Origin of the sequence: Ruegeria lacuscaerulensis (assembly GCF_013031245.1) — a bacterium.
Taxonomy (GTDB): Bacteria; Pseudomonadota; Alphaproteobacteria; order Rhodobacterales; family Rhodobacteraceae; genus Ruegeria; species Ruegeria lacuscaerulensis_C.
Genome location: NZ_WPZL01000003.1, coordinates 128,298 through 147,073, shown reverse-complemented (window position 1 = coordinate 147,073; position 18,776 = coordinate 128,298). Strand labels below are relative to the sequence as shown.

Genomic DNA, 18,776 nt, shown 5'->3' with positions numbered 1-18,776 from the left:
CCCTCCATACCAGAGTTGAAATCGGGCGACTCAACCCCCTAATGTATACCGATGTACACAATAAAAGAGGACAGAAATGACTGAAGACCAGATTATCGGATTGCTGACGTCGAACATCATCTATCTGCTGGCGGCCGTTTTGATCATCGCCGTCATTTTCAAAGGCGTAAAAATCGTCCCGCAGTCCGAGAAGTACGTGGTCGAACGGTTCGGGCGCCTGCACTCGGTGCTGGGCCCGGGTATAAACTTTATTGTTCCTTTTCTCGATGTTGCACGTCACAAGATATCCATTCTTGAACGCCAACTGCCCAACGCAACACAGGACGCAATCACCAAGGATAACGTTCTGGTGCAGATCGATACATCTGTCTTTTACCGCATTCTGGAACCGGAAAAGACGGTGTACCGAATTCGTGACGTAGATGGCGCGATCGCAACCACCGTTGCCGGGATCGTGCGTGCTGAAATCGGCAAGATGGACCTGGATGAGGTACAATCCAACCGCGCTCAACTCATCGAACGCATTCAGGAAAGCGTCGAAACTGCCGTGGATGACTGGGGTATCGAAGTGACCCGCGCCGAAATTCTTGACGTGAACCTGGATCAGGCCACCCGTGATGCGATGTTGCAGCAGCTGAACGCCGAACGTGCACGTCGCGCGCAGGTGACTGAGGCCGAAGGTCAGAAACGCTCTGTTGAATTGCAGGCTGATGCTGAGCTCTATGCAGCGGAGCAGACAGCTAAGGCGCGGCGAATTCAGGCCGAAGCAGAAGCCTATGCCACAGGTGTTGTCGCCAAGGCCATTCAGGACAACGGTATCGAAGCTGCGCAGTATCAGGTTGCCCTCAAACAGGTCGAAGCCCTGAACGCTCTTGGCAACGGCACCGGATCGCAGACGATCGTCGTTCCGGCAAACGCGCTTGAAGCATTTGGCGACGCCTTTAAAATGCTGAGAGGAGGAAAGTAATGGCCGATCCTTTCTGGCTTACTTGGTGGATCTGGCTGGCAGCGGCACTGGCCCTCGGCATTCTAGAGATCGTGCTGCCCGGGTTCATTTTTCTTGGCTTTGCAATTGGTGCGGCCATCACCGGTATTCTGCTGGTGATCCCCGGGGTCACACCTGTTCTTCCCATCCTGTTGCTGATCTTCGCAGTTCTGTCCCTGATCGCATGGTTGGTTCTGCGGCGCGTGTATGCTCTGCCCCACGGTCAGGTCAAAACTTTCAGGCACGACATTAATGATTAAACTTTGCTGGCGCCCTGTCGGGGCGCCATTGCACCTCTGGACGCTGCCGTTGCCTTTCCCTATATAATTCCTCAGGTAACAGACCCGAGGCACGAATGACTCATCCGAGTGAACAGTTTGAAGGCACCCCGCTGATTGCACCTTCGACCATTGAGCACCCCCTGTACGAATCCATAGTGGAAGCGTGTCGCACGGTCTATGATCCTGAAATTCCAGTGAATATTTACGATCTTGGCCTGATCTACACGATCGACATTACCAAGGAAAACGCCGTAAAGGTGATAATGACCCTGACCGCTCCGGGCTGTCCCGTTGCAGGGGACATGCCTGGTTGGATCGTCGAAGCTATCGAACCCGTTGCGGGCGTCAAAGAAGTTGACGTCGAACTGACGTGGGAGCCCCCTTGGGGCATGGAAATGATGTCCGACGAGGCTCGGCTGGAACTTGGTTTTATGTAAGCCGGACGTCTGGCCTGCAAAATTGCCTACTGTCCCAAAAGATTTACATTTTTGTCATCAGCCCTTTGGGAAAACGTCACATAGATTGGGAATAGTCCCAGCATACTTGTGCCTGTGTCCCAAAATGCGCGCAGTATGGGCCTGACAAGAAGTAGTCTACCCCCCAAAAGAATCCGGCCTGAAATTGAGACCGCTCTTGCCCGAGAGCGGTCTTTTTTGTCGAAACCTGTCGAAAGGCTGGCTACTGGACCCCACACTTGGATTTGATTTCTGCGGCTCTTTCATCCAATTCCTTGACGTAATCGCCTGATAACATTTCCAATCTTTTGTGTTCAGTTCCGGTCACCAGCCCCAGCAACGCTCCAGCGGGCATTATGGAAATCACGCTTTCTACCTGCTGGTCCTGTGCATGCTTCTTTTCAGCCGCAATTGCCCGCAAGTCGCCTTCAGCGGTCGCACAATTCACCGGATGGCGTTTGTTCTCGGTCTCGGCCGATGCGATACCAGCGGTCATGGAAAATGCACCCAGAAACAATGACAATACCATGTTTTTGCTAGAAATCTGATAATTGTTCATTTTGTCCTACCCTTCATCAAACTGCTAGAAATCAACCTCAGCCCGAGGACTCCGCGTTCAGGCTAAGGTGACCTTGTTTCAAAAGGCAAGCACCAACCCGCGCTCCGATTACAATGTTCTCGCGTCCAGGTCTTAAAAGTTAGGTAAGCATACCTGCTATGTCTTGAGCCTGTGGGCTCTCGGCACTAGATTGGAGGTAACGCGCGACGACGGAGATCACTATGTTCGGCATTCCCGGCAAACAAGCCGTGACAATGACGCCAAAAGCTGCAGAGCAGATTGCACGCCTGATGGCCTCAGGCGGCCATGCGGGTTTGCGCATTGGAGTCAAGAAAGGCGGCTGCGCCGGCATGGAATACACGATGGACTATGTGGACCAGCCGGACACGAATGACGAGGTCGTCGAACAGGACGGCGCGCGTGTCATGATTGCCCCCATGGCGCAGATGTTCCTGTTCGGAACCGAGATCGACTACGAAGTGACTCTTTTGGAATCGGGCTTCAAATTCCGCAATCCAAATGTCGTGGACGCTTGCGGATGCGGAGAGTCGATCAAATTCGATGAGAGCCTGACACCCCAGAATTAAGACGCTGCCTTAAGGTGCAGATACGTTTCATTAAAGCGCTGAGTAAGGTGCTCGCCTGCGCGAATGGTCGCGCCTGAGCCCGGCGAGGTCCGATACCATTGTCCCGACTCCCTGCCCAAGCAGGGCGACTAGGGTAGAAATTGCCTCGTAGCAGCGCCTTCGGTGTATCAATTTCGGTGTCGACGCTGCGCGGCGGCATATGGGTTGTCTGATGGCACTTCAATCCCGCAATCAAACACCTCATTGAAATCCGGGTTCGCATTTGGATCCACCTGCTCGGACCGGGACGCGCCCAACAGCGATTTGACCCGGTGCGGGCCATATCGACGCCCGCTTTCGCGGCTTCGGGCAAGTGGACAAAATCGCGATACGCACCGATCGCCCGAAGCACTCGGTCGCCTTTCAACCCGTTGTTGGACACGACCAAAAACCCCACTTCTCCAACGGCGTGCAACAGTTTGCCCAACTCGGTCGGGTCACGCCAGTCCAGTGTTTCCAGATCAAGTACTTCGATCATTCTGACCTGACTTTATACGCGCGGAACCTGCCGTTTTGCCGCGTACTCTGCAACCGGAATTGTAAGACCGGGCTGGCGATGTTATCCGGATTTCAGAACAATGAACTATCTCAGGGAGAATGCGAAATGCGGCGCAAGCTGGCGGCTGGTAATTGGAAGATGAATGGAACAGCTGCTGCGTTGAGCGAGCTGGAGGAGCTTGCCCGCTCCTTTCCTAACCCTTCGATCGACGTCCTGATCTGCCCCCCAGCCACGTTGCTTTACCGAGCAGCGGAAACAGTGCGCGGCACAGATATCACCGTTGGGGGACAGAATTGTCACGCCGCGATCTCGGGGGCGCATACCGGAGACATCAGCGCCGACATGCTGGTCGATGCCGGTGCGAATGCCGTCATTCTGGGCCATTCCGAACGCCGCGAGGACCATGGTGAGCAAAACGAGGACGTCCGAGCCAAGGCGCGTGTCGCAATGGATGCCGGGTTGAAGGCGATCGTTTGTGTTGGCGAAAGCCTTGAGCAACGGGAGGCGGCCAATACGCTGGACATCATCGGTGGCCAGTTGTCCGGCTCAATTCCGGACCAGTCAACAGGTGAGAACCTTATTGTCGCCTATGAACCGATCTGGGCGATCGGCACAGGCAAAGTTCCGACGCTTGACGAAATCGGAGAGGTCCACGATTTCATCCGTACTCGTCTTGAGCGACGTTTTGGCGAAGGCGTCGGTCGTTCCGTCCGCCTGCTTTATGGCGGCTCGGTCAAACCGTCCAATGCCTCGGATATCTTTGCCGTGTCGAATGTGGATGGCGCGCTGGTGGGTGGTGCCAGCCTTAAGGCGCAAGATTTCTCGGGCATCATCGACGCCCTGCAAAAGGCCTGAGCACACTCAGGCCAGCTTCATCGTCACCAGTCCTGTCACGATCAGAACCGCCGCGACGATGCGCGCGGCGTTCGCCGTTTCTCCCAACAGCATCACTCCGACCAGAAACGCGCCGACCGCGCCGATGCCGGTCCAGATGACGTAAGCAGTACCCAATGGCAGCGTCCGCATCGCCATGGCCAACAGCCCGAAAGACCCGATCATTGACACGCCCATGATGGCGGTTGGCCAGAACCGTGTGAAACCGGCAGATTGTTTCATTGCCACGGCCCAGACGATTTCCAGCAAGCCAGCGAATAACAGGTATATCCAGGACATAAGGACACCCCTTCTCAACTCGGGTCGTCCCGAATGATCGCCCATTTTGGGGAGGTCGTCCTCAGCTGTTAGGTAAGAAAACCATCTGGCGCTTCAAGGCCATGGAAAAGAAAAACCGGGCGTACCAGCCGCCCGGCTCCAACTTTCAAATACCCATCTAGTTGGTCACGATCTCCGGCCCCATGAAGGTATTGGGCAGGAAGGTCGATATCCACGGGATGTACGTCACCATGATCAGGAAGACGAACAGAACCGCCAGGAACGGCAGCGCGGCCTTTACCACACTCATCATCGGCATGCCCGCCACACCTGAAGTCACGAACAGATTCAGACCGACCGGAGGCGTGATCATTCCAATCTCCATGTTGACCACCATGATGATGCCCAGATGGATCGGATCGATGCCCAGTTCGATGGCAATCGGAAAGACCAGAGGCGCCACGATGACCAGCAGGCCCGAAGGCTCCATGAACTGACCACCGATCAGCAGGATCACGTTCACCACGATCAGAAATGTCACCGGCCCCAGACCCGCCGACAACATGGCGCTGGCGATATGTTGGGGCACCTGTTCGTCCGTCAGCACATGTTTCAGGATCAGCGCGTTGGCAATGACGAACAGCAGCGTGACGGTCAGCTTGCCCGCCTCGAACAAGGTGTGTTTGGTGTCCGGATGGAAGAATGCCGTGATCAGAGCATAGGGCTTTTTCAGCAATGGGATATTGCGCGCATCCCCTTCGGTTCTCAGCGGTCCCATGTCCTTGTAGACAAAGCTGGCAATGAAGAACGCGTACACCGCAGCCACCGCGGCGGCCTCGGTCGGCGTGAAGATACCACCGTAGATGCCACCCAGAATGATCACAATCAGGAACAAACCCCACCCGGCTTCGCGGGCCGAGACAAAAACCTCGCCCCAACCATTCCAGTCACCCTTGGGCAGGTTCTTGACCTTCGCCATGACGTAGATTGTAACCATCAGCATCAGACCTGCCATCAGGCCCGGAATGACGCCCGCAAGGAACATACGCCCGACCGAGACTTCAACGGCGGCTGCGTAAACAACCATCACGATGGACGGTGGGATCAGGATGCCCAGCGTACCCGCGTTACAGATCACACCGGCGGCGAATTCCTTTGAATAACCCACCTGCCGCATCCCGGCGATGACGATGGAGCCGATGGCGACCACAGTCGCCGGAGACGACCCCGACAGCGCCGCAAACAGCATACAGGCGAACACACCCGCAATCGCCAGACCACCCGGCAGATGGCCCACGCAAGCGATTGAGAACCGGATGATCCGTCGCGCCACGCCACCTGTCGTCATGAAGGACGATGCCAGGATGAAGAACGGGATCGCCAGCAGGGTGAAGTGCCCCTCGAACGCTTCGAACAACGTGCCGGCAACCGAGGCCAGTGAACTGTCTGAATAGATCAGCAGGAACAGGGTCGAGCTGAGGCCAAGGGACACCGCAATCGGAACACCGATCAGCAGCAGGCCGATGACCATCGAGAAAAGAAGTACTACGTCCATCAGTCATGCTCTCCTTGCTGAGCCCGGACCTCTTCGATCTCGTCCTCGACTTCGTGGCTGGCGACAAGGCGGTCGGTTTCACCGCGCCAGATCTGAACTGCGACCTGCGCAAAGCGGATCACCAGCAGCAGCATCGAAACCGGAAGCACAAGGTACGGCACAACCTTGGGCAGTTTTTCGTACCCCTCGCCATAGTTGATCAGGTCTTCCAGAAAGCGCAGCGGGGCGACCATCGGGATGTCATCGACCTCATAGAAGCTCTGGCTGCGGGCACCGGTGTCGAACCCTGTGGGGAACCAACGGCCTGAGGTCGGCGGCAGGTCGGCAAATACCGCCCAGTAATCGTACGACCCCTTCAGCAACAGCAGCGAGAACACCAGACAACAGGCCACCGCAATCAGCGCCAGCATCCGGCGCGGCGCAGGGGCCAGCATGTTCAGGATCGCATCAACCCCTAGATGGGCGTGTTTCTTTACCGCGTAAGACGCGCCCAGCAAGACCAGCCAGCCGAACATGAACACGGTCAGCTCCAGCGCCCACAAGATATTGGAATTAAACGCGAACCGCGCGATCACGTTGGCAAAGGTCACGGCCGTCATCAGGCCCAACAGCACCGCGATCAGGGTTTCTTCGATATGGTCGACCAGCCCGCCATGGCCTGAATTCGCACCAGACATCTCTCTGTCCCCACAATTTTTGTTGATGAGAAGGATTGGGGCGGGCCTTTTTCGGCCCGCCCGGCCTGCGCGTCGATAACTCCCCAGTCCCCGGACGCGCGGCCTGATCCGGGATCAGAACCCGGCGTTGATCGCCTGAGCGGCGTCGATCTTGTCCTGACCAACATCGTCCGCGAACTTGTCCCAAACCGGCTTCATCGCATCAACCCAGGCCTGACGCTGTTCCGGGTTCAGCTCACGAATGATACCGCCCGCATCGGTGATCGACGCTTTGGCCGCTTCGTTCACGGCAAAGGCTTCTTTGTTCCGGGTCTCGGTGACTTCGGCAAGGATTGTAAGGAACTGATCCCGTACTTCAGGATCCAGGCTGTCCAGCCAGTCCACGGACGTCACCACCAGATAGTCGATGATGCCGTGGTTGGTCTCGGTAATACCATCCTGCACCTCGAAGAACTTCTTGCCGTAGATGTTTGACCAGGTGTTTTCCTGCCCGTCCACAACGCCCTGCTGCAGCGCGCCGTAAACCTCCGAGAAGGCCATCTTTTGTGGGCTGCCTCCGATGGCTTCCATTTGCGCCACCAGAACGTCCGAGGACTGAACACGGAATTTCAGACCATCCGCATCCGAGGGATCTTCCAAAGGCTTGTTGGCCGACATCTGCTTCATGCCGTTGTGCCAGAAGGCCAGTCCCTGCAGGCCGCGGCGCTGCATGCTGTCCTTCATCGCCTGACCTTCAGCCGAGGCCTGGAACGCGTCGACAGCATCGATGTTCTTGAACATGAACGGCAGGTCGAACAGGCGGAACTGTTTGGTGAATTTTTCGAACTTAGACAGCGACGGCGCGGCCAGCTGCACATCGCCCTGCAGCATCGCCTCGAGCACTTTGTCGTCATTGTAAAGCGTCGAGTTCGGGTAGACCTCCACACACATCACGCCGTTCATTTCGTCATTGACGCGTTGTTCCAGCAGCGAGGCCGCAATGCCTTTGGGGTGTTTGTCAGTGTTCGTTACATGCGCGAACTTCACGACGATCTCGTTGTCATCGCAGGCGGCCGTGCCTGCTGTCGCGGTTACGGTCAGCGCAACTGCGGTTGCAGCCGTTGTCAGGAATTTCATTAACCTCTTCCTCCCAGACTTTCACAATCTCCAATGGGCACCGGATCAGCACCCCACGCCGCAAAGTGAACCGAATCGACTGTCACCACTCAACTTTTTGTTACGCGAATGGGATTTTGATATTTTTCTCTACGATATTAGAATGTTATGGCCGCCGCCAATGCCGAAGAAAACAACAGCCACCACCGGTGTGCGGAAAATCGCACATGTCCGAAACCTGTTGTGCGGATTTCCGCACTGTTCTCGAATCATTGAAACCGAATCATTACATCCAAATTTCAAACCACCCGCAGTCCGTGACAGCGGACTGCCCGGCCCAACGCCTTTAACCGCATGATAATGCGAAAAAAGGGGGCGGGAGGATCTTCAGCTATCTGCGATAATCCTCCGGACGAATCTGATAGCGCGCCAGCTTGTCGTAAAACGTCTTGCGCGGCAGCTTCAGAGCTTTGGCGGCATCCGAGGCCTTACCGTTGTGCCGCCCCAAAGCGGCAATCAGCAACGACCGTTCGACCCGCGCCATTTGCTCGCTCAGACCCAGATCCGTGGCTTGGGCGACCTCATCCGGCATTCCCAATACGAACCGCATCGCCGCTGACATCAGGGATCGCGCGTTGCCCGGCCAGTCACTGGCCATTAGCGACGCCAGATGTTCGGACGTTATTTCCGGCTCTGCAATTCCGGCCTGTTCCGCCGCCTGGGAAACATAGTGTCGAAAGATCACAGGAATGTCTTCGGGCCGTTCCGCCAGCGAAGGAATGCGCACGCGCATGACGTCCAGCCGATAGAAAAGGTCCGCATGGAACCGACCGTCAGAGGACAAACGCGCAAGATCGGCGGTTGTACCCGCCAGAATTCGCGCGCTTACGCCCTGTTCGACCATTTCCAGTGCAGCATGTTGAGTGGCTTCGGGCATCGCCGAGATTTCATCCAGGAACAGAGAGCCCCCCGCCGCATCCTCGCACACCCGCCCCAGATCATCGGCCGACAATCCGGACGAGGGCCTTTTGACAAACGGCCCCTGCCCTTGCGGTGACATCAGATGGACAACTTCGGCCACCTTGGAAATCCCACTTCCCGCAGGCCCGGTCACCAGCACCTCGGCACCGGTCGGAGCAACTGTCCGCACGCGTTCTCTCAACGCCTCGGCCTGAGCGGACAGACCGAACAACAACCGCGCGGCTGGGTCTCCGCGCTCAAGTTCGTGCTTCAAAGCACGCTGTTCCAGAATCTCAGTGCGTTTGTTGAATGCCTTTTCCAGAACCTCAAGCAGATCGGCCGCCGCACAAGGTTTTTCAAGAAAGTCGAACGCGCCTTGCCCCATAGCCTGCACTGCCATGGGAATGTCACCCTCGCCGGTCAGAAGGATTACAGGCAGATTCGGATCAATGTCATGCGTGTAGTTCAGCAAGTGGAACCCGTCGCGGCCAGGCATCCGAATGTCCGAAACGATCACACCCGGAAAATCCGCTCGAATGTGGTCCTTGGCAGCAACGAAGGAACCTGCCGTGACCGCGTCATAGTCGGCCAGTTCCAGCGTCTGCGCCAGCGCCTCACGCACTGCGGCGTCATCATCGACCAGAAGTACCTTACGCGTCATGCCACCTCGTCTTCCCTGTAATACTCTAGCTCAACAGTGAACATCGCGCCGGTCTGCGCATTAGCACCGCGAATGTTGCCGCCAAAACTCTGGACCAGACCATAAGAGATCGAAAGACCAAGCCCCATCCCGTCGGACGTCCCAACGGCTTTGGTCGTGTAGAACGGTTCGAACAGTTTCTCCGTGTTCTCGATACCCGGCCCGATATCCCGCACCGTAACGGCCAGCATCTTTCCGTTGTTGATTTCAATACGAACAAGCCGGTCTTCCTGCTGGCTCATCGCATCGGCGGCGTTGTTGATCAGATTCACAAAAACCTGCACCAGACGAACTTCTCCCCCCCATGCATAGATGGGCTTGTCAGGCGGCTGCCACTCCATCGCGACTTCGTCGGCCCGCAACCGCGCCTCGGTCAGTTCCACCGCTGTGTCGATCACCTGCACCAGATCAACCTTGCCCATGGGTTCGCTTTCATTGCGGGCGAAGGCGCGCAGGTTTTTGATGATCCTCGCCATCCGGGCCGCCATGTCTGAAATACGGGTCAGGTTTTCAGCTGCCTTTTCTTCCCGCCCACGCGTCAGAAATGCCGCCCCGTTGTCTGCGAATTGCTGGATTGCCATCAGGGGCTGGTTCAGTTCGTGGCTGATTCCGGCCGACATCTGCCCTAGCGCACTCAACTTGCCGGCCTGAATAAGTTCTTCCTGCGCATGCTTCAGGGCTGCCTCTGCTTCTTGCCGTTCGTGAACTTCCCGGCGCAGTGAGGTATTTGCGACTGTAAGATCGCGGGTTCGCTGCGCAACACGGCTTTCCAAAACCGTGTTGGCCTCGGCCAATGTACGCCTGCGCTCGGTCGCCAGAAACAGCAACGCGCCGAACGCCATACAGATCGCGGCAACCGTAGCGGCCTGCAACCCGGCCAGACGCCGAGCCGGCGCCACATCGACCAAAACTTCTGCGGTCATGTCTATGACCGGCAGATCCAGCGTCAGATGTAGTGCGTGACGGGGCAGATAACGTCCCCAGTTCAGCTTCCACAGCTCGTGTTCGCCGACCTGGGTCGTGGCGAAATCCACCGTTCCACCTTCCGGAGATGTCAGCCCCCGTTGTTCGTCGGCACGGTGCCAGAACAACAGGTCGGACCGGTTCGAGATAAAGACCACCCCATCTCCATCGACAAAGAAAACAGCCTCGGTGCTGCCGCGCCAGGTCTGCTCAACGTCCTGAACATCGGCGACGACCATCAACGCGCCCACCACCTGCCCCGAGGGACTAAAGGCTGGTGCTGCATAGGAATAGATCCGATCGCCGCTGACCGGCTGGACGCCGTGCGCGCTACCCATCGCGCCCTGCATGGCGCGCTCAAAGGCGGGATGCCCGGCCATATTGCGCTGCGCTGCCGGCTGAGCCGCGGCAAGGACCCGACCGCTCCGGTCCAGATACATCATATTGGCAGCCGCCGTCTTATCGGCCACATCCAGCAGCACCGCTTGCGCCGCCCGCCGTTGAGCCGGAGTTTCCAGCACTTCAAGGACGGGATGATTTGCCATCAGCACTGCCAGTTCCTGATAGCCTTGCATCTGTGTGCTCAGCCTGTCGGCGGCCAGTTCAAGGTCAGCCTCGGCCTTTTCGCTCAGTTGCGACAGCGCCTGCCGATAGCCGTAGGACCAAACTCCGGCGGACAACAGCCCGACGGCAAACAGAAAACTCAATATGACCCAAACTCGGTACATGACATAGGGTCTTGCATTCAGCGCGCCGCATGGCAAGTCTGCGCCGCATGAAGACGGTGTTCCAATCCCCGGTCAAACCGGATTTCGTGCAAAACCCCTACCCGTTTTATGACATGGCCCGGGCTGAGGGTGATCTTGTCTATTGGGATGACTACGAAAAGGTTGCGGCGGTTTCGCACCGGGCTGTGCAGGCCTTGCTGAAAGACCGCCGTTTTGGTCGCGAAGTTCCCGCTGAACTGCAACGCCCCAGACCAGCCCATCTTGCGCCCTGGTTAAATGTCGAGGCGCATTCCCTCCTTGAGGCCGAGCCGCCCCGGCACACTCGTCTGCGCGCGCTTGTCATGCGGGCTTTTACCTCGCGCGCGATTACCGCACTGGAGCCTTCCATTTTGGATCTCAGTCACACCCTGATTGACCGCTTTCCCACGAGTCCTTTTGACTTGCTGGATGCGTTTTGCACGCAGGTGCCGGTGATTACGATCTGCCGCCTGCTGGGTGTGCCCGAGGACATGTCGCGTGACCTGTTGCGTTGGTCCCATGCCATGGTGGCAATGTACCAGGCCAGCCGCACCCGTCAGACCGAGGACATCGCCGCGGCCGCCGCGCAGGACTTTACGGCCTTTCTTGGCGACTATATCGAGCAACGCCGCAACGACCCGCAGGACGATCTGATCACTCGCCTCATCGCTGCCGAAGAAGACGGCGAGAAACTGTCGCGCGACGAACTGGTGGCCACCTGCATTCTGCTGCTGAATGCCGGGCATGAGGCAACGGTCCATTCGCTTGGAAACGGCGTCAAAATGGTTCTGGAATTGGGCATTGACCCATTGGTCTTTGCGCAGGATCGAATTGACGGTTTGGTCGAAGAAATCCTGCGCTATGACCCGCCGCTGCACATGTTCACGCGCTTTGCGTATGAGGACGTTGAGGTCTTTGGCCATGAATTCAAACGCGGTGATGAAGTCGCTCTGTTGCTTGGCGCCGCGAACCGGGACCCCGCTGTTTGGACTGACCCCGACACGTTTGACCCCAGTCGTCCGATTGTCACCAATACCAGTTTCGGCGGCGGTTTGCATTTCTGCGTCGGGGCACCGCTGGCACGATTGGAAATGCGCATTGCGTTGACTGCGCTGTTCGAGAGATGCTCGAACATGCGCCTTACCGCAGAGCCGGAGTACTCGAACACCTACCACTTCCACGGGCTGACCCGACTAATGGTCCAGGTCTGAGCCGTCTTAGTTTTCCATCAGCGCGTTCAGCGGCAGCATGGTCGTTGATTTGATCTCTTCCATCGACAGCAGCGCGGTCACATTGTGAACCCGAACTTCCGAGATCAGTGTTTGATAGAACACATCATAGGCTCTTGCGTTCTTGACGCGCACTTTGAGGATATAGTCGATGTCCCCCGCCAGTCGGTGCGCCTCCTGTACTTCGGGTCGGTCGCGTAGCGCCTTGAGGAACTTGCGCTGCCATTCTGCCTCATGTTCCGAGGTGCGGATCAGGACAAAAAAAGTCGCCTCGAACCCCAGCGCTTCGGCGTCCAGCAGAACGGTCTGTTGACCGATCACACCCGCGCCTTTCAGCTTGCGGATTCGATTCCAGACCGGCGTCTTGGAACTGCCGACACGAGCCGCGATTTCGTCCAGCGATTGGCTGGCGTCGCGCTGCAGCTCAACCAGAATTTTCCGATCCGTATCATCAATCCGCACCGACATTCCAATTTTTCCTTTGTTTCGGAACTCACGTCCCGTTTGGCGACCCCAAGGGAACGAATGTTCTTATTTATGCGCCCATATAGCGTATTACCGGGAATATTTCCTATATTGCAGGTCAAGTCAAACCAACCCGAGACGGAACATGCAGTTTACGCATTCTCATGATGGCATTGGACACGTCGACTTTGTCGGCGCGGGCCCGGGCGATCCGGAATTGCTGACGCTCAAGGCGCTGAGTGCCTTCGAGCGCGCTGACGTCGTGCTGCATGATCGCCTGATCAGTGCCGAGGTTCTGGAACTGGCCGGAAAGTCCGCTGATTTGATTGATGTCGGCAAGGCCGGATTCGGCCCATCCTGGAAACAGGAAGACATCGACGCCCTGCTGGTGGACTACGCCTTGAAAGGTCAGCGCGTGGTGCGGCTGAAATCCGGAGATCCAACCGTTTTCGGACGTCTGGACGAAGAGATCGAAGCGGTCGAGGCTGCAGGTATCACATGGCAGATCGTACCCGGAATCACTGCTGCATCGGCAGCCGTCGCCGGGATTGGCCAAAGCCTGACCCGCCGTGGCCGTAATTCGTCTGTGCGCATTCTGACCGGCCACGACATGAAGGGCTTTGCCGATCACGACTGGAACGCACTGGCGCGCCCTGGTTCTGTTGCGGCGATCTACATGGGCAAAATGTCCGCGCGTTTCATTCAGGGCCGCCTGATCATGCACGGCGCTGACCGCGATACGCCGGTGACGCTGGTGGAAAACGCCTCGCGCTCCGATCAGCGCATTCTGGCCACCACGCTGAACCAGTTGCCGACCGACCTTACCGCCGCCGAAATGGACGGCCCCACCCTTACATTTTATGGCCTCGCCCCGCGACAAGCGGCCCGGGCCCTGACCGAATTCAAAAAGGAGCACGCCTGATGGCCCGCGCTTTTACCCCCAAAGTGGTGACCGCCAACGACCTGTTGGAAGGTGACGTCATCTACCTGACCGAAGACGATCGCTGGTCGCGCGAACTATCCGAGGCCGAGCTGATCACCGACGAAGCCCACGCGCAGGTCCGCCTGCTGGACGCCGAGCGCCAGGCAAACAAGATCGTTGGCGCCTATCTGGCGGATGCAGTCGCTGGCGAAAACGGCCCCGAGCCCACCCATTTCCGGGAAGACTTCCGCCGGACTGGTCCGTCCAACTATGCCCACGGCAAACAGGAAACTTCCCCGCAGCCCCGGGCCTGACCTCTGGCCCTCTCTCTCCCCTTCAAGGCCCCAAGGTTCGGGGCTGCAACTAAGGACAGCTAATCATGTATCGCTACTCCGAGTTCGACACAGCATTTTTGGCAGAACGTAACGCGCAGTTCCGCGCTCAGGTCGAGCGCCGCATCGACGGCTCGCTGACTGAAGACGAATTCAAACCCCTACGCCTGATGAACGGGCTGTATTTGCAGCTGCACGCCTATATGCTGCGGGTCGCAATTCCCTATGGCACGCTGTCCAGCGCGCAAATGCGCCAACTGGCCCTGCTGGCAGAAAAGTGGGACAAGGGCTATGGCCATTTCACCACGCGTCAGAACATCCAGTATAATTGGCCGAAACTGAAAGACGTGCCGGATATGTTGGACGCGCTGGCCGAGGTTGGCATGCACGCCATACAGACCTCGGGCAACACCATCCGCAACGTGACCGCCGACCATTTCGCCGGTGCCGCCGCGGATGAGATCGCCGATCCGCGCCCCTATGCCGAACTGCTGCGTCAGTGGTCCACCGACCACCCGGAATTCCAGTTCATGCCGCGAAAGTTCAAGATCGCCATCACAGGATCGGAAAACGACCGCGCCGTGATCAAGGCGCATGACATCGGCCTGCAACTGGTCGAGCGTGACGGCGTTCTGGGCGCCCGTGTCATTGTGGGCGGCGGTCTGGGCCGCACCCCGATGATCGGCAAGGAACTGTCCGAGTTCGTCGCCTTTGACGATCTGCTGGCGTATCTGGAGGCCACTGTTTCCGTGTGGAACCAGATTGGTCGCCGCGACAACAAGTACAAGGCACGCATCAAGATCACCGTTCACGAGAACGGCATCGACACCATCCGCGCCAAGGTCAATGAGCGCTTCCTGCAGGTTCGCCCGCAGTTCAAGGGCGCAGACATGAACCTGCTGGAAGAGATCAAGGGCCACTTCGCGCCACCCGCCTTCCGCGAAGGTTCGGTTGCGTCGTTCGAAAGCGCCTATACCAACGATCCGGTCTTCCGTTCGTGGGTCGACACCAACATTGCGCCGCACAAGAACGCAGACCATGCAATCGTGACGATCTCGATCAAGAAGCATGGCCAGACGCCCGGCGATGCAACTGCCGAGCAGATGCGCGTGATGGCTGATCTGGCCGAAGAGTTCGCATATGACGAACTGCGCATCAGCCATGAGCAGAACGTGATCCTGCCGCATGTTCACAAGTCCGACCTGCCCGCGATCCACGCGAAGCTGAAAGAGCATGAACTGGCCACAGCCAATATCGGTCTGATCAGCGACATCATTGCCTGCCCCGGCATGGACTATTGCGCGCTGGCTACAGCACGCGCAATCCCAGTTGCACAGGAAATTGCGACCCGTTTTGACGACTTGAAACTGGAGCACGACATCGGCCACCTGAAGATCAAGATTTCGGGCTGCATCAACGCCTGTGGCCACCATCATGTCGGTCACATCGGCATTCTGGGTCTGGATCGCGCGGGCGTCGAAAACTACCAGATTACTCTGGGTGGTGACGCAACAGAAACCGCAGCGGTCGGCGACCGCACGGGCCCGGGCTTTGCCTATGACGAAATCGTGCCGGCCGTTGAACGCATTGTGGACACCTATCTGAACCAAAGGGAAAGCGCCGAGGAGACCTTCCTCGAAACGTATCGCCGGGTCGGCATGGCACCGTTCAAGGCGGCCCTCTACCCCGAGGCGCGTGCCAATGCCGCTTGACCTGATCCAGACGGAACTGGGCCAGGACAGACGCGAACTGACCGAACGGGTCGACGAGCTGAATGCCCGTTTTCGCCACCACAGCGCCCATGACGTGATGCACGGCGCAATTGAAGAGATCGACGAGCTTGCTCTGGTCTCCAGCTTCGGTGCGGAATCGGTTGTATTGCTGCACATGGCGGCTGTGGTCAACAAGGCCACGCCCGTCCTGTTCATCGATACCCAGATGCTGTTCACCGAAACGCTGGAATATCAGCAGGAGGTCAGCGAACGTCTGGGCCTGAAGAACGTTCACATCATCCGCGCGGATGATGAGGACATTCAGCGCGAAGACCCTTATGGCGCGTTGCGGCTGAGCGATATGGATGCGTGCTGTAATCTGCGCAAGATGTTCCCGCTGCAACATGCCCTGAACGGGTATTGCGGCTGGATCACAGGGCGCAAACGGTTTCAGGCGGGCACACGCGCCGCGCTCGAGTTCTTCGAGGTCGAGGATGGCACCGGCCGGATCAAGGTCAATCCGCTGGCCCATTGGGCACCCGAGGACGTGCGTACCTATATGGACGAAAACAACCTGCCCCGGCATCCGCTGGTGGCCAAAGGATACCCTTCGATCGGCTGTGCGCCCTGCACCTCGCCGGTCAAAGAGGGCGAAGACCCACGCGCCGGACGTTGGCGTGACCAGAGCAAGGAAGAATGCGGCATCCATTTTGTTGATGGCAAGATGGTGCGCGCCGGAGAGAAAACATGAACGTAATCGTAACGGATGAGGGGTTCGCCCCCGATGACTGGACCGACGGCTATGTCACGCTGGAAGATGCTGCCAATGATGTGGTTGCGCTGGACGTACCATCAGATACCGACCCCGAGGAACTGTATGATCGTTTGGGAAACGCGAAGATGGTCCGCGTGGATTTTCCGTCCTCGGCCGATGGTCGCGGCTTCACCATTGCACGTGTTTTGCGCCTGAAGGGCTATACAGGACGCCTGCGTGCCAAGGGCCATGTGCTGGCCGACCAATACGCCATGGCCCGCCGCAGCGGTTTTGACGAGGTCGAAATTGATCACACCCTTGCCAACCGACAGCCCGAAGATCAGTGGCTGGCGCGCGCCAACTGGCAGGACAACAACTATCAGGCTCGCTTGCGCGGTTAAGACCGCCAACAGCCAGCTTAAATTAAGGAAAGGGGCAATCTGCCCCTTTTCCTGATGTGGATCAAAGCTTAAACGGAGATGTCGGTTTAGCAGACCGGCAGTGAAACGATGACAGAGATGAAGCCCGTGACCGAAGCAACCGCCGTAAAGGCCCCCGTTCTGCCGGACGCCCAGACTGTAACGGACGTCAAACACTGGACCGACAGCCTGTTCTCCTTCAAGGTATCGCGCCCTGCCTCGCTGCGTTTCCGCTCGGGCGAGTTTGTGATGATCGGCCTTCTGGGCGACAACGGCAAGCCGCTGCTGCGCGCCTATTCCATCGCCTCGCCGTCCTGGGATGAAGAGCTGGAGTTCTATTCGATCAAGGTGCAGGACGGCCCGCTGACCTCGAAACTGCAGCACATCAAACCGGGCGATCAGATCATCCTGCGGCCCAAACCGGTCGGCACTCTGGTGCATGACGCCCTGCTGCCCGGCAAACGCCTGTGGTTCTTCGCCACCGGCACTGGCTTTGCTCCCTTTGCCTCACTGCTGCGCGAACCTCAAACCTATGAGGATTACGACGAGGTCATCATCACCCATACCTGCCGCGAAGTGGCCGAGCTGGAGTATGGCCGTCAGTTGATCGAAAGCATCCGTCAGGACGAAATGCTGGCCGAGCTGATGGGCGAAGGCTTTGCCGACAAGATCCGCTACTACCCGACCACCACACGGGAAGAGAGCCCCAGGATGGGTCGTATCACCAACCTGCTGAAGGACGGCACCGTCTTCGCCGATCTGGGCATCGACGGCGGCATAAAGCCCGACACCGACCGGGCCATGGTCTGCGGTTCGCTGGCCTTCAACCTGGACATCAAGGAAATCCTTGAAGAGTTCGGCCTGCGCGAAGGCGCCAATTCCGAACCCAAGGAATTCGTGATCGAAAAGGCCTTTGTTGGCTGAACCATCGCGCGGGCCGTTGGAATAAGCCTGGCCAGCGCAAAATCCCGCTGGGAATCCTGTGAATTTCAACCGTTTCGACGCGGATGACGCTTGAAACGGGACGCGCAGCAGTCTAAATTCCGGGCTCGAAATTCTGCAATCATCAAAGGAATGAACCCATAGCTCGCAGACCTCACAACGCGCCGCCGCAACGAGATACCGGCCCGCGCGTCAATGACAAGATCCGTGCCCCCGAAATTCGCCTGATCGGCGCAGAAGGTGAAAATGTCGGGGTGGTTCATCCCGCCAAAGCCATGCAACTTGCCGCTGATGCCGGCCTCGATCTGGTTGAGATATCACCGAACGCCAATCCTCCGGTTTGCAAGATCATGGATTTTGGCAAGTTCAAATACGAACAGCAAAAACGCGAGAGCGAAGCCCGCAAGAAACAGAAGATCATCGAGGTGAAAGAGGTCAAATTCCGGCCCAACACCGATACGCATGATTATGATGTGAAAATGCGCAACGTGTTCAAGTTTCTGGAAAATGGTGACAAGGTCAAAGTCACCCTGCGTTTCCGTGGCCGTGAAATGGCGCACCAGAACCTGGGTCGTGAGCTGCTGGAACGTGTGGCCGAGGACGTCAAGGAATTGGGCAAGATCGAAAACATGCCCAAGATGGAAGGCCGTCAGATGATCATGATGATCGGACCCCTGCCGCAAAAATAAGGTCTTCGAAGACTGAAATTTCCAAAGCCTCCTCAAATTGAGGAGGCTTTTTTGCACTT

Annotated in this window: 22 protein-coding genes; 13 read left to right on the top strand and 9 right to left on the bottom strand. The window is 57.7% G+C overall.

Annotation, left to right across the window (positions count from 1 at the left end; translation table 11 throughout):
* Positions 1-76 precede the first annotated feature (76 nt).
* The 3 genes from GOX66_RS05400 to GOX66_RS05390 all read left to right on the top strand — a co-directional run bounded on the left by GOX66_RS05400 (position 77) and on the right by GOX66_RS05390 (position 1,703).
* Positions 77-967: an SPFH domain-containing protein gene (locus tag GOX66_RS05400; RefSeq protein WP_170760372.1), complete on the top strand. Its 891-nt coding sequence runs from the start codon at positions 77-79 to the stop codon at positions 965-967.
* Entirely contained in the window at positions 967-1,245 is a 279-nt protein-coding gene (locus tag GOX66_RS05395) for an NfeD family protein (protein ID WP_170760371.1), read from the top strand. The genes GOX66_RS05400 and GOX66_RS05395 overlap by 1 nt, the downstream gene beginning before the upstream one ends.
* 95 nt (positions 1,246-1,340) lie before the next feature.
* The gene (locus tag GOX66_RS05390; protein ID WP_170760370.1) at positions 1,341-1,703 is read left to right on the top strand and encodes an SUF system Fe-S cluster assembly protein; all 363 of its coding nucleotides are present in this window, start codon (positions 1,341-1,343) and stop codon (positions 1,701-1,703) included.
* Between the two features lie 241 nt (positions 1,704-1,944).
* Here GOX66_RS05390 and GOX66_RS05385 read toward each other — a convergent pair whose 3' ends face one another.
* The gene (locus GOX66_RS05385) at positions 1,945-2,280 is read right to left on the bottom strand and encodes a hypothetical protein (RefSeq protein ID WP_170760369.1); all 336 of its coding nucleotides are present in this window, start codon (positions 2,278-2,280) and stop codon (positions 1,945-1,947) included.
* Between the two features lie 221 nt (positions 2,281-2,501).
* On the opposite strand from GOX66_RS05385, the gene GOX66_RS05380 reads away from it, so the two are divergent.
* Positions 2,502-2,867: a HesB/IscA family protein gene (locus GOX66_RS05380; RefSeq protein WP_170760368.1), complete on the top strand. Its 366-nt coding sequence runs from the start codon at positions 2,502-2,504 to the stop codon at positions 2,865-2,867.
* On the opposite strand, the gene GOX66_RS05375 is transcribed toward GOX66_RS05380, so the two are convergent.
* On the bottom strand, positions 2,833-3,384 hold the full coding sequence (locus GOX66_RS05375) for a 2-oxoglutarate and iron-dependent oxygenase domain-containing protein (protein WP_237212517.1): 552 nt from the start codon (positions 3,382-3,384) through the stop codon (positions 2,833-2,835). The genes GOX66_RS05380 and GOX66_RS05375 overlap by 35 nt on opposite strands.
* A gap of 126 nt (positions 3,385-3,510) precedes the next feature.
* Here GOX66_RS05375 and tpiA point away from each other — a divergent pair, with 126 nt between their 5' ends.
* On the top strand, positions 3,511-4,260 hold the full coding sequence (gene tpiA / locus GOX66_RS05370) for a triose-phosphate isomerase (protein WP_170760367.1): 750 nt from the start codon (positions 3,511-3,513) through the stop codon (positions 4,258-4,260).
* A gap of 6 nt (positions 4,261-4,266) precedes the next feature.
* Here tpiA and GOX66_RS05365 read toward each other — a convergent pair whose 3' ends face one another.
* The 6 genes from GOX66_RS05365 to GOX66_RS05340 all read right to left on the bottom strand — a co-directional run bounded on the left by GOX66_RS05365 (position 4,267) and on the right by GOX66_RS05340 (position 11,235).
* Positions 4,267-4,578 carry a DMT family transporter gene (locus tag GOX66_RS05365; protein ID WP_170760366.1) on the bottom strand — a complete coding sequence of 104 codons (312 nt, stop codon included), beginning with the start codon at positions 4,576-4,578 and terminating at the stop codon, positions 4,267-4,269.
* A 157-nt stretch (positions 4,579-4,735) separates the two neighbouring features.
* Positions 4,736-6,112 carry a TRAP transporter large permease gene (locus GOX66_RS05360; protein WP_170760364.1) on the bottom strand — a complete coding sequence of 459 codons (1,377 nt, stop codon included), beginning with the start codon at positions 6,110-6,112 and terminating at the stop codon, positions 4,736-4,738.
* Positions 6,112-6,789: a TRAP transporter small permease gene (locus GOX66_RS05355; protein WP_170760347.1), complete on the bottom strand. Its 678-nt coding sequence runs from the start codon at positions 6,787-6,789 to the stop codon at positions 6,112-6,114. Before GOX66_RS05355 ends, GOX66_RS05360 begins: the two co-directional genes overlap by 1 nt.
* 114 nt (positions 6,790-6,903) lie before the next feature.
* A complete protein-coding gene (locus GOX66_RS05350; protein WP_170760345.1) occupies positions 6,904-7,905 on the bottom strand; it encodes a DctP family TRAP transporter solute-binding subunit in 1,002 nt (333 codons plus the stop codon).
* A 370-nt stretch (positions 7,906-8,275) separates the two neighbouring features.
* Positions 8,276-9,505, bottom strand: a complete 1,230-nt coding sequence (locus GOX66_RS05345; protein ID WP_170760344.1) for a sigma-54-dependent transcriptional regulator — start codon at positions 9,503-9,505, stop codon at positions 8,276-8,278.
* A complete protein-coding gene (locus GOX66_RS05340) occupies positions 9,502-11,235 on the bottom strand; it encodes a sensor histidine kinase (RefSeq protein ID WP_170760342.1) in 1,734 nt (577 codons plus the stop codon). Before GOX66_RS05340 ends, GOX66_RS05345 begins: the two co-directional genes overlap by 4 nt.
* A gap of 47 nt (positions 11,236-11,282) precedes the next feature.
* On the opposite strand from GOX66_RS05340, the gene GOX66_RS05335 reads away from it, so the two are divergent.
* On the top strand, positions 11,283-12,464 hold the full coding sequence (locus GOX66_RS05335; RefSeq protein WP_170760743.1) for a cytochrome P450: 1,182 nt from the start codon (positions 11,283-11,285) through the stop codon (positions 12,462-12,464).
* A gap of 6 nt (positions 12,465-12,470) precedes the next feature.
* Here GOX66_RS05335 and GOX66_RS05330 read toward each other — a convergent pair whose 3' ends face one another.
* On the bottom strand, positions 12,471-12,950 hold the full coding sequence (locus GOX66_RS05330; RefSeq protein ID WP_170760340.1) for an Lrp/AsnC family transcriptional regulator: 480 nt from the start codon (positions 12,948-12,950) through the stop codon (positions 12,471-12,473).
* A 142-nt stretch (positions 12,951-13,092) separates the two neighbouring features.
* Here GOX66_RS05330 and cobA point away from each other — a divergent pair, with 142 nt between their 5' ends.
* From cobA to infC, 7 genes are all read left to right on the top strand, one after another.
* Entirely contained in the window at positions 13,093-13,869 is a 777-nt protein-coding gene (cobA, locus tag GOX66_RS05325) for a uroporphyrinogen-III C-methyltransferase (RefSeq protein WP_170760338.1), read from the top strand.
* On the top strand, positions 13,869-14,183 hold the full coding sequence (locus tag GOX66_RS05320) for a DUF2849 domain-containing protein (RefSeq protein ID WP_170760336.1): 315 nt from the start codon (positions 13,869-13,871) through the stop codon (positions 14,181-14,183). Before cobA ends, GOX66_RS05320 begins: the two co-directional genes overlap by 1 nt.
* 65 nt (positions 14,184-14,248) lie before the next feature.
* A complete protein-coding gene (locus GOX66_RS05315; protein ID WP_170760334.1) occupies positions 14,249-15,913 on the top strand; it encodes a nitrite/sulfite reductase in 1,665 nt (554 codons plus the stop codon).
* Positions 15,903-16,664, top strand: a complete 762-nt coding sequence (locus tag GOX66_RS05310; protein WP_170760332.1) for a phosphoadenylyl-sulfate reductase — start codon at positions 15,903-15,905, stop codon at positions 16,662-16,664. The genes GOX66_RS05315 and GOX66_RS05310 overlap by 11 nt, the downstream gene beginning before the upstream one ends.
* Positions 16,661-17,068 (top strand): DUF934 domain-containing protein, encoded by a 408-nt coding sequence (locus GOX66_RS05305; protein WP_170760330.1) that lies wholly within the window; start codon positions 16,661-16,663, stop codon positions 17,066-17,068. The genes GOX66_RS05310 and GOX66_RS05305 overlap by 4 nt, the downstream gene beginning before the upstream one ends.
* A gap of 108 nt (positions 17,069-17,176) precedes the next feature.
* Positions 17,177-18,010 carry a ferredoxin--NADP reductase gene (locus GOX66_RS05300; RefSeq protein WP_170760328.1) on the top strand — a complete coding sequence of 278 codons (834 nt, stop codon included), beginning with the start codon at positions 17,177-17,179 and terminating at the stop codon, positions 18,008-18,010.
* A 116-nt stretch (positions 18,011-18,126) separates the two neighbouring features.
* Positions 18,127-18,717: a translation initiation factor IF-3 gene (infC, locus tag GOX66_RS05295; RefSeq protein WP_473773042.1), complete on the top strand. Its 591-nt coding sequence runs from the start codon at positions 18,127-18,129 to the stop codon at positions 18,715-18,717.
* The last annotated feature ends 59 nt before the right edge of the window (positions 18,718-18,776 follow it).

What these genes read in the sequence shown, in the direction of transcription:
- GOX66_RS05395 (WP_170760371.1), top strand. Translation starts at nt 967, where the DNA reads ATGGCCGATCCTTTCTGGCTTACTTGGTGGATCTGGCTGGCAGCGGCA.
- GOX66_RS05385 (WP_170760369.1), bottom strand. Translation starts at nt 2,280, where the DNA reads ATGAACAATTATCAGATTTCTAGCAAAAACATGGTATTGTCATTGTTT.
- GOX66_RS05340 (WP_170760342.1), bottom strand. Translation starts at nt 11,235, where the DNA reads ATGTACCGAGTTTGGGTCATATTGAGTTTTCTGTTTGCCGTCGGGCTG.
- GOX66_RS05350 (WP_170760345.1), bottom strand. Translation starts at nt 7,905, where the DNA reads ATGAAATTCCTGACAACGGCTGCAACCGCAGTTGCGCTGACCGTAACC.
- GOX66_RS05400 (WP_170760372.1), top strand. Translation starts at nt 77, where the DNA reads ATGACTGAAGACCAGATTATCGGATTGCTGACGTCGAACATCATCTAT.
- GOX66_RS05310 (WP_170760332.1), top strand. Translation starts at nt 15,903, where the DNA reads ATGCCGCTTGACCTGATCCAGACGGAACTGGGCCAGGACAGACGCGAA.
- GOX66_RS05375 (WP_237212517.1), bottom strand. Translation starts at nt 3,384, where the DNA reads ATGATCGAAGTACTTGATCTGGAAACACTGGACTGGCGTGACCCGACC.
- GOX66_RS05335 (WP_170760743.1), top strand. Translation starts at nt 11,283, where the DNA reads ATGAAGACGGTGTTCCAATCCCCGGTCAAACCGGATTTCGTGCAAAAC.
- GOX66_RS05355 (WP_170760347.1), bottom strand. Translation starts at nt 6,789, where the DNA reads ATGTCTGGTGCGAATTCAGGCCATGGCGGGCTGGTCGACCATATCGAA.
- GOX66_RS05305 (WP_170760330.1), top strand. Translation starts at nt 16,661, where the DNA reads ATGAACGTAATCGTAACGGATGAGGGGTTCGCCCCCGATGACTGGACC.
- GOX66_RS05365 (WP_170760366.1), bottom strand. Translation starts at nt 4,578, where the DNA reads ATGTCCTGGATATACCTGTTATTCGCTGGCTTGCTGGAAATCGTCTGG.
- GOX66_RS05320 (WP_170760336.1), top strand. Translation starts at nt 13,869, where the DNA reads ATGGCCCGCGCTTTTACCCCCAAAGTGGTGACCGCCAACGACCTGTTG.
- GOX66_RS05300 (WP_170760328.1), top strand. Translation starts at nt 17,177, where the DNA reads ATGACAGAGATGAAGCCCGTGACCGAAGCAACCGCCGTAAAGGCCCCC.
- tpiA (WP_170760367.1), top strand. Translation starts at nt 3,511, where the DNA reads ATGCGGCGCAAGCTGGCGGCTGGTAATTGGAAGATGAATGGAACAGCT.
- GOX66_RS05345 (WP_170760344.1), bottom strand. Translation starts at nt 9,505, where the DNA reads ATGACGCGTAAGGTACTTCTGGTCGATGATGACGCCGCAGTGCGTGAG.
- GOX66_RS05315 (WP_170760334.1), top strand. Translation starts at nt 14,249, where the DNA reads ATGTATCGCTACTCCGAGTTCGACACAGCATTTTTGGCAGAACGTAAC.
- GOX66_RS05390 (WP_170760370.1), top strand. Translation starts at nt 1,341, where the DNA reads ATGACTCATCCGAGTGAACAGTTTGAAGGCACCCCGCTGATTGCACCT.
- cobA (WP_170760338.1), top strand. Translation starts at nt 13,093, where the DNA reads ATGCAGTTTACGCATTCTCATGATGGCATTGGACACGTCGACTTTGTC.
- GOX66_RS05380 (WP_170760368.1), top strand. Translation starts at nt 2,502, where the DNA reads ATGTTCGGCATTCCCGGCAAACAAGCCGTGACAATGACGCCAAAAGCT.
- GOX66_RS05330 (WP_170760340.1), bottom strand. Translation starts at nt 12,950, where the DNA reads ATGTCGGTGCGGATTGATGATACGGATCGGAAAATTCTGGTTGAGCTG.
- GOX66_RS05360 (WP_170760364.1), bottom strand. Translation starts at nt 6,112, where the DNA reads ATGGACGTAGTACTTCTTTTCTCGATGGTCATCGGCCTGCTGCTGATC.